This window comes from Mycobacterium sp., assembly GCF_049608025.1.
GTDB lineage: Bacteria > Actinomycetota > Actinomycetes > Mycobacteriales > Mycobacteriaceae > Mycobacterium.
This window is the reverse complement of the sequence record NZ_JBMYXC010000086.1, coordinates 1-7,744: the sequence shown is the minus strand read 5'-3', so window position 1 is coordinate 7,744 and position 7,744 is coordinate 1. Positions and strand designations below refer to the sequence as shown.

The window sequence follows — 7,744 nt, the reverse complement described above, 5'->3', positions numbered from 1 at the left end:
CGAGGCCGCCGAGCCGCTCGCTGAGTGGGAGCAGGAGTTGCTGGCCGGTGCCACCACCGCCGGCGCCAACACGGCCGGTGCGGCCACCGCGACTGCCGCACCCGCTACCGCCGCACCGGAAGCCGCGGCACCCGAGGCCGCCCCGGTGGAGGCTGCGCCGGGGCCGACCTCCTGAATCGTTTCGTCTTCTAAGGGTTTCGTCTTTTAAGGAAAGGCTTCCATGGCTAACTACACTGCTGCCGACGTCAAGCGTCTCCGGGAGCTGACCGGGGCCGGAATGATGGACTCGAAGAATGCGCTGGTCGAATCCGACGGCGACTTCGACAAGGCCGTCGAGTTGCTGCGCATCAAGGGCGCCAAGGACGTCGGCAAGCGCGCCGAGCGTGCAACTGCCGAGGGTCTGGTGGCCGCACGGGACGGTGCGCTCATCGAGCTCAACTCCGAGACCGACTTCGTCGCCAAGAACGCAGAGTTCCAGGCGGTCGCCGAGCAGATCGTGGCTGCCGCGGCAGCATCCAAGGCGGCCGATGTCGACGCGCTCAAGGCAGTCAAAATCGGGGATACCACCGTCGAGCAGGTCATCGCCGACCTGTCGGCGAAGATCGGCGAGAAGCTGGAACTGCGCCGCGTCACCTATTTCGACGGCAACACCGAGACCTATCTGCACAAACGGGCGGCCGATCTGCCGCCTGCCGTCGGTGTCCTAGTCGAATACACCGGTGCCGACGCGGATAAGGCCAAGGCAACTGCCCATACGGTTGCCCTGCAGATCGCCGCGCTGAAGGCCAAGTATCTGACGCGTGAGGATGTACCCGAAGACGTCATCGCCAACGAGCGGCGCATCGCCGAGGAGACAGCCCGCAACGAGGGCAAGCCGGAGCAGGCGCTGTCCAAGATCGTCGAGGGCCGCGTGACCGGCTTCTACAAGGATGTCGTGTTGCTGGATCAGCCGTCGGTGTCGGAAAACAAGAAGTCAGTCAAGACACTGCTCGACGAAGCCGGCGTGACCCTGACGCGGTTCGTTCGCTTCGAGGTAGGCCAGACCTAGCCCGTCGCCGCACCGGAGAAACCCGGCGGTACGCTTTGGTACCGTCGGGCTATGAACCGTACGCACGCCTTCGGCGAAGAATCCTCCGGGGATGCCCTGGGTGACCTCGATGCCGTCGGTGTGGTGCACGCACTGAAGGACCGGACGGTGTCGGCGCGCGAGATCATCGACGCCGCGATCAACCGCGCTGAGGCTGTCAATCCCGCGCTCAACGGTCTGGCCTACGAAGCGTTCGCGGACGCCCGGGCGCGCAGTACGCAACGCCGGGCGTACGGCGGTTACTTCGACGGGGTGCCGACCTTCCTGAAGGACAATGTCGCCGTCGCCGGAATGCCGACGATGAGTGGGACGGATGCCTGGGAGCCGCGACCCGCCGAGTCCGACGGTAACTTCGCCCGCGCGTACCTCAGCACCGGCCTGGTGCCGCTGGGCAAGACCCGGCTCTCGGAGTTCGGTTTCAGCGCCTCGGCGGAGCACCCGCGGCTGGGGCCGGTGCGCAATCCATGGAATACCGAACACACCGCCGGTGCCTCGTCATCGGGTTCGGGCGCGTTTGTGGCCGCTGGGGTGGTGCCGATCGCCCACGCCAACGACGGCGGCGGTTCCATCCGGATTCCCGCCGCCTGCAACGGTCTGGTCGGCCTCAAACCGTCGCGGGGCCGACTTCCACTTGATAGGGACATGCGGCTGATGCCGCTGCGCATCGTCCACAACGGAGTGGTTACCCGCTCGGTACGTGACACCGCCGCGTTCTACCGCGAGATGGAACGGGTGGAGGCCAATCCCAAGTTGCCTCCGGTCGGTGACGTGACCGGACCCGGCAAGCAGCGGCTGCGCATTGCGGTGTGTACCCACTCGGTTGCCCGGGAGGCCGGCCCCGAGGTGCGCGAGTTGACGTTTGAGACCGCTGCCCTGCTCGAGGAGCTCGGTCACCGGGTCACCGTCATCGATAACCCGGTGCCACACCGCTTCATGGAAGATTTCTTGCTGTACTGGTCGTTTCTGGCGTTCGCGCTCGTTCGGGGCGGTCGCCGCACCTTCGGGGAGAGTTTCGATCGCGACAAGCTCGACAACCTGACGCTGGGCCTCGAGCGCCATGCGGCTCGCAACGTGCACCGGGTGCCCTTGGCGGTCGCCCGGCTGGCCCGCGTGCGACGGATCACGTCGCGGACGTCGTCGACGTACGACGTGCTGCTGACGCCGACGCTCGCCGACGTCACGCCGCGCATCGGCCATCTCGATCCGACGTCTGACTATCAACAGATCATCGACCGGCTCGTCGAATGGGTGGCGTTCACCCCGCTGCAGAATGCCACTGGCGAGCCGTCAGTCTCGTTGCCGCTGGCCGAATCCGAATCCGGGCTTCCGGTGGGGATGATGTTCTCCGCTGCCGTCGGGCAGGATGCCCGGCTACTCGAGTTGGCCTTCGAGCTCGAGGAAGCTCGACCCTGGCGGCGAATCGCAGGCTGAAACTCGAGCGCGGGAGACTGACATCGGCTGGGCCATCGCGCGGCAGCCACCTCGGGTGCCGAATAACTTGGGTGCCGAATAACTTGGGTGCCGAATAAACCGCATCGTCAACCGCCGAGTCATCCGCTGAGTCATCCGGACCCTCAACCGCACCCCGAGGTGGTCCGGCGGTCGCGATGAGGCAGGATTAGGGGATCCGTCCGCGGCACCACGGGCGGCGTTGCATGCGAGGACCGCGAAGGAGTCGGATGGCGGAATCCACCAGTCCCAACGGTGCAGGATCGTCGTCGCTGATCACGCCCGGCTACTCTCGAGTGCTGCTCAAGCTGGGCGGTGAGATGTTCGGCGGCGGGCAAGTCGGCCTGGATCCCGACGTGGTCGCGCTGGTAGCGCGCCAGATCGCCGAGGTGGTGCGCGGCGGCGCCCAGGTGGCCGTCGTCATCGGTGGCGGTAACTTCTTCCGCGGCGCGCAACTGCAGCACCGGGGGATGGAACGCACCCGCTCGGATTACATGGGCATGCTCGGCACCGTGATGAACAGCCTTGCGTTGCAGGACTTCCTGGAAAAGGAAGGTATCCAGACGCGGGTACAGACCGCCATCACGATGGGTCAGGTGGCCGAACCCTATATTCCGTTGCGGGCCCGAAGGCACCTTGAGAAGGGGCGTGTGGTCATCTTCGGAGCGGGCATGGGACTGCCCTACTTCTCCACCGACACCACCGCCGCGCAACGTGCGCTGGAGATCGGTGCGGACGTGGTCCTGATGGCCAAGGCGGTAGACGGGGTGTTCACCGCCGACCCACGGGTGCACGCCGACGCTGAGTTGCTCACTGCGGTAAGTCACCGCGAGGTCATCGACCGTGGCCTCAAAGTCGCCGACGCGACGGCGTTCAGCCTGTGCATGGACAATGGAATGCCGATCCTGGTGTTCAATCTGCTCATCGATGGCAATATCGCGCGTGCAGTCGCGGGTGAGAAGATCGGAACACTGGTCACCACGTGACAGCTGTCGCCTCGGCGAGCGCCGGCGACGACATGTGCTCAGGACGAGCGACAGGGACGGGAGAGCACAACGTGATCGAGGAAACCCTCTTCGATGCCGAGGAGAAGATGGAGAAGGCTGTGGCGGTGGCACGCGACGACTTGGCGTCGGTTCGCACCGGCCGCGCCAACCCGGGCATGTTCAATCGGATCAACATCGACTATTACGGTTCGCCCACCCCGATCACGCAGCTATCCAGCATCAACGTGGCCGAAGCGCGCCTAGTCGTCATCAAGCCCTACGAGGCCAACCAGCTGCGCAGCATCGAGGACGCCATCCGCAACTCCGACTTGGGGGTCAACCCGACCAACGACGGCAATGTGATCCGTATCTCGATCCCTCAGCTGACCGAGGAGCGTCGCCGCGATCTGGTCAAGCAGGCCAAATCCAAAGGCGAGGACGCCAAGGTGTCGGTCCGCAGTATCCGTCGTAAGGCGATGGAAGAGTTGACCCGCATCAAGAAGGACGGCGACGCCGGAGAGGACGAGGTGACCCGAGCAGAGAAAGACCTCGAGAAGAGCACCCACCAGTACACCCACCAGGTCGACGAGTTGGTCAAACACAAAGAAGGCGAGTTGCTGGAGGTCTGAGATGGCCGATCAGCAATCGACACCCGTGGCAGGACAGCCGGTGAACAAGCCGACCAAGAAGGCGTCGCGGGCAGGGCGCAACCTGCCTGCAGCGATCGCCGTGGGGGTGGCCCTCGGTGCCATGCTCATCTGCACGCTGCTGTTCGCGCCGCGGCTGTGGGTCCCCATAGTGGCCGTCGCCATGGCGGTGGCCACGCTCGAAGTCGTGCGCCGGCTGCGCGAGGGCGGCTTCTCGATACCGCTCGTGCCGCTGATCATCGGTGGTCAGGCGATGGTGTGGCTGACCTGGCCGTTCGGCGCCGCAGGGGCGCTGGGCGCTTTCGGCGGAACCGTTCTGGTTTGCATGATCTGGCGGCTGATTTCCGGCGGTTTGGCCAATGCGCCGCAGAATTACCTGCGCGACATGTCCACGACGGTGTTCCTGGCGGCCTGGGTGCCGTTGTTCGGCAGCTTCGGCGTCCTGCTGATCTATCCCGAAGACGGCGCGGGCCGGGTGGCTTGCCTGATGCTGGTGGTCGTCGCCTCAGACGTCGGCGGCTACACCGCCGGGGTGCTGTTCGGTAAGCACCCGATGGCGCCGGCCATCAGCCCGAAGAAATCCTGGGAGGGGCTGGCGGGGTCGCTCGTGCTGGGCGTGACCACCTCTGTGCTTGCCGTCGAGTTCCTCACCAGCAACCCGGCCTGGGTGGGTGTGCCGCTCGGCCTGATGCTCGTCATCACCGGGACGCTGGGGGACCTGGTCGAATCGCAGGTGAAGCGGGACCTCGGCATCAAAGACATGGGCACGCTGCTACCCGGGCACGGGGGGCTGATGGACCGCCTTGACTCGGTCCTTCCGTCCGCGGTGGCGACGTGGATCGTGCTCTCCCTGCTGGCCTGAGAGGCTTCGGCCCGGAGGAAGCACCCGGGGATGAGATACTGAGCGTTCATGTCTGGATCTCTCCCGGCCCTGCCCCTGGTTTTCGATCCGCCGCGTCGCGCTAAGCCGCCGCGGCATTTCGCCGACCTCGATGAGTCCGGTCGTGCCGCCGCTGTCGGCGAACTGGGGCTTCCGGCATTCCGCGGTAAGCAACTGGGCAATCAGTACTACGGCCGGTTGATTGCCGATCCGGGGCTGATGACCGACCTGCCCGCCTCGGTGCGCGAGCAGGTTGCCGCTGCCCTGTTCCCCAGGCTGCTGGATGTTGCCCGCGCGATCGAGTGCGATGCCGGGGAGACTCGAAAAGTGTTGTGGCGCGCCGTTGATGGGACGACGTTCGAATCGGTGCTGATGCGCTACCCAGACCGCAACACCGTGTGCATCTCGTCGCAGGCCGGTTGTGGCATGGCCTGCCCGTTCTGCGCAACCGGTCAGGGCGGCCTCACGCGCAACCTGTCGACTGCCGAGATTCTCGAACAGGTACGGACCGCGAGTGCGGAGCTGCGCAGCCGCGACACCGGTGAGATTGCGCGCGGCGGCCGGTTGTCCAACATCGTCTTCATGGGCATGGGCGAGCCGCTGGCCAACTACAACCGGGTATTGGCGGCGGTCCGTCGCATCATCGCAGCACCCCCGAACGGATTCGGCATCTCGGCGCGGTCTGTCACCGTGTCGACGGTCGGGTTGGCTCCGGCGATCCGCAAGCTTGCCGATGAGCGACTCAACGTCACTTTGGCACTCTCGTTGCACGCGCCCGACGACGAACTGCGAGACACCCTGGTGCCGGTCAACAACCGGTGGAAGGTCGGCGAAGCGCTCGACGCAGCGCGCTATTACGCCGACGTGACCGGCCGGCGGGTGTCGATCGAATACGCCCTCATCCGCGACGTCAACGATCAGGCTTGGCGGGCGGACCTCTTGGGCAAACGTCTGCACGGAGCGCTCGGACCGCTCGCGCATGTCAACGTGATCCCACTCAACCCGACGCCTGGCAGCGAGTGGGATGCCAGTCCCAAACCGGTTGAGCGGGAATTCGTCAGGAAGGTTCGGGAGCGCGGGGTGTCCTGCACGGTTCGTGATACCCGGGGTCGTGAAATCGCTGCTGCCTGCGGGCAGTTAGCAGCCGAGGGCTGATCGGGGGCCAACACTGGTCACTGCATTCGCGGCTGGTCTGCATTCGTGGCTGGGCTGCCCGCCGCGTTCGACAGCTGAGTTGGGTAACGCCAGGGAGTTCTGCCGCCTGGATTCCCGCCACTGCGTTACGCAGAATCAGTGTGCAGCCCCGGCCCAGCCCGGCGGGCAGGTCCCCCAGGCCCGACGGTCAGATCCGGCAGGGATGTCAGGCCGCAACAAGATCGGCGCTACTGCTTGGCCATCGCGATGTTGAACCGGTCCTCGGCGGTGACCAGATGATCGTGACTGTCCTCGCCGATGTCGAGTTGCACCCATTCGATGGTCCCGGTGAACTTGTTGCCGGTGGGTCCGTAGTCCGGGGAGGCCGGTGACCCCGTGTCGGCCCCGACATCGCAAGCCTCGTCAGCGGAGTACGCCATCGGCTGGGTCTGCTCGACCCTGCCGCTGCCGACGGCCTTGCCGTCATAGAAGAGCGTGACGTCGCCGCCCTTTGCCAATCCTCCGCCGTCATAGGCGAACTCCATCCGAACCTGGTGTTTCCCAGCGGGAATCGGCTCATCGGCGGTGACCATGTAGTAGTCGATGCCAAAGAAGTTGTAGCAGTACTTGAGCTTCCCTTCGTGGGCATACAGCGTCCAGCCGCCCGCCTGACCACCCTGAGTGACGATGACGCCGCTGGCCCCGGACTCGGGGATGTCGAGGTTGGCGGTCACCGAGTGTGACTTGTTCTTCAGCGTCAATACGCACCATTCACTGACGCGCATCCCGGAGAACAGCACCTGTGTGTTGCCGCGGATCAGTTGCGGGCGGCCGGCGATATCGGGGTTGATCCGCTCGAAGCCGCGATCGTCCAGCGGCACCACGTTGTACTTGACCGCTTCGATGAGCCAGAGACGTTGCAGCTCTGCCAGTTTTGTCGGATTCTGGCCGGCCAGATCGTGGGACTGGGTCCAGTCGTCGGGACCGTACAATTCCCAGACGTCGTCGTCGAATGGCGGCGGAGTATCCGCCTTCCACGGGGTGCGGTGTTTCGTGCATGCCGTCCAGCCCTGATGGTAGATGCCGCGGTTGCCCATCATCTCGAAGTACTGCACCTCGTGGGTCTCCGGCGCCGCTGCGTCGCGCAGGCTGGCAAGCATGCTCACCCCCTCCAACGGCGCCTGGCTGATGCCGTTCACCGACGTGGGAGCGGGCAGCCCGGCGGCTTCCAGGATGGTCGGCGCCACGTCGATGACGTGATGGAACTGGTTGCGCAGGCCGCCCTTGTCGGCAAACCCGTTGGGCCAGTGCACGATCGTGCCGTTGCGGGTGCCGCCCCAGTGCGATGCCACCTGCTTGGTCCACTGATACGGCGCGCACAAAGCGTGGGCCCAGCCGACTGCGTAGTGGTTGTAGGCGTCGGGGGTGCCGAAGTCATCGATCTTGGACAGGAGGAACTCGGGGGTCTCGATGCCAGGCATGCCGTTGAGCGTGGTCATCTCGTTGAAGCAGCTCTGGGCCTGCGGGGTCTTGGGTGCCGGGGCCAAACAGCGACTCGATC

6 protein-coding genes and 1 pseudogene are annotated in these 7,744 nt (G+C 65.5%); 6 read left to right on the top strand and 1 reads right to left on the bottom strand.

Translation table 11 applies throughout. The features are described 5' to 3' along the window. Window positions 1-220: 220 nt before the first annotated feature. The 6 genes from tsf to rlmN all read left to right on the top strand — a co-directional run bounded on the left by tsf (window position 221) and on the right by rlmN (window position 6,204). Window positions 221-1,048, top strand: a complete 828-nt coding sequence (gene tsf, locus ACPGXI_RS17360; protein ID WP_526655162.1) for a translation elongation factor Ts — start codon at window positions 221-223, stop codon at window positions 1,046-1,048. 51 nt (window positions 1,049-1,099) lie between these two features. Next, a complete protein-coding gene (locus ACPGXI_RS17355; RefSeq protein WP_526655160.1) occupies window positions 1,100-2,518 on the top strand; it encodes an amidase in 1,419 nt (472 codons plus the stop codon). A 248-nt stretch (window positions 2,519-2,766) separates the two neighbouring features. Continuing rightward, complete coding sequence (pyrH, locus tag ACPGXI_RS17350; protein WP_526655158.1) at window positions 2,767-3,522, top strand: UMP kinase; 756 nt, start codon at window positions 2,767-2,769, stop codon at window positions 3,520-3,522. Between the two features lie 71 nt (window positions 3,523-3,593). Next, window positions 3,594-4,151 (top strand): ribosome recycling factor, encoded by a 558-nt coding sequence (gene frr, locus ACPGXI_RS17345; protein WP_526655164.1) that lies wholly within the window; start codon window positions 3,594-3,596, stop codon window positions 4,149-4,151. A gap of 1 nt (window position 4,152) precedes the next feature. Further along, on the top strand, window positions 4,153-5,031 hold the full coding sequence (locus tag ACPGXI_RS17340; protein ID WP_526655156.1) for a phosphatidate cytidylyltransferase: 879 nt from the start codon (window positions 4,153-4,155) through the stop codon (window positions 5,029-5,031). A 48-nt stretch (window positions 5,032-5,079) separates the two neighbouring features. Continuing rightward, on the top strand, window positions 5,080-6,204 hold the full coding sequence (gene rlmN, locus ACPGXI_RS17335) for a dual-specificity RNA methyltransferase RlmN (RefSeq protein ID WP_526655154.1): 1,125 nt from the start codon (window positions 5,080-5,082) through the stop codon (window positions 6,202-6,204). A gap of 227 nt (window positions 6,205-6,431) precedes the next feature. On the opposite strand, the pseudogene ACPGXI_RS17330 reads toward rlmN, so the two are convergent. Further along, window positions 6,432-7,744 (bottom strand): annotated as a pseudogene (locus tag ACPGXI_RS17330) (arylsulfatase); the annotation flags it as partial.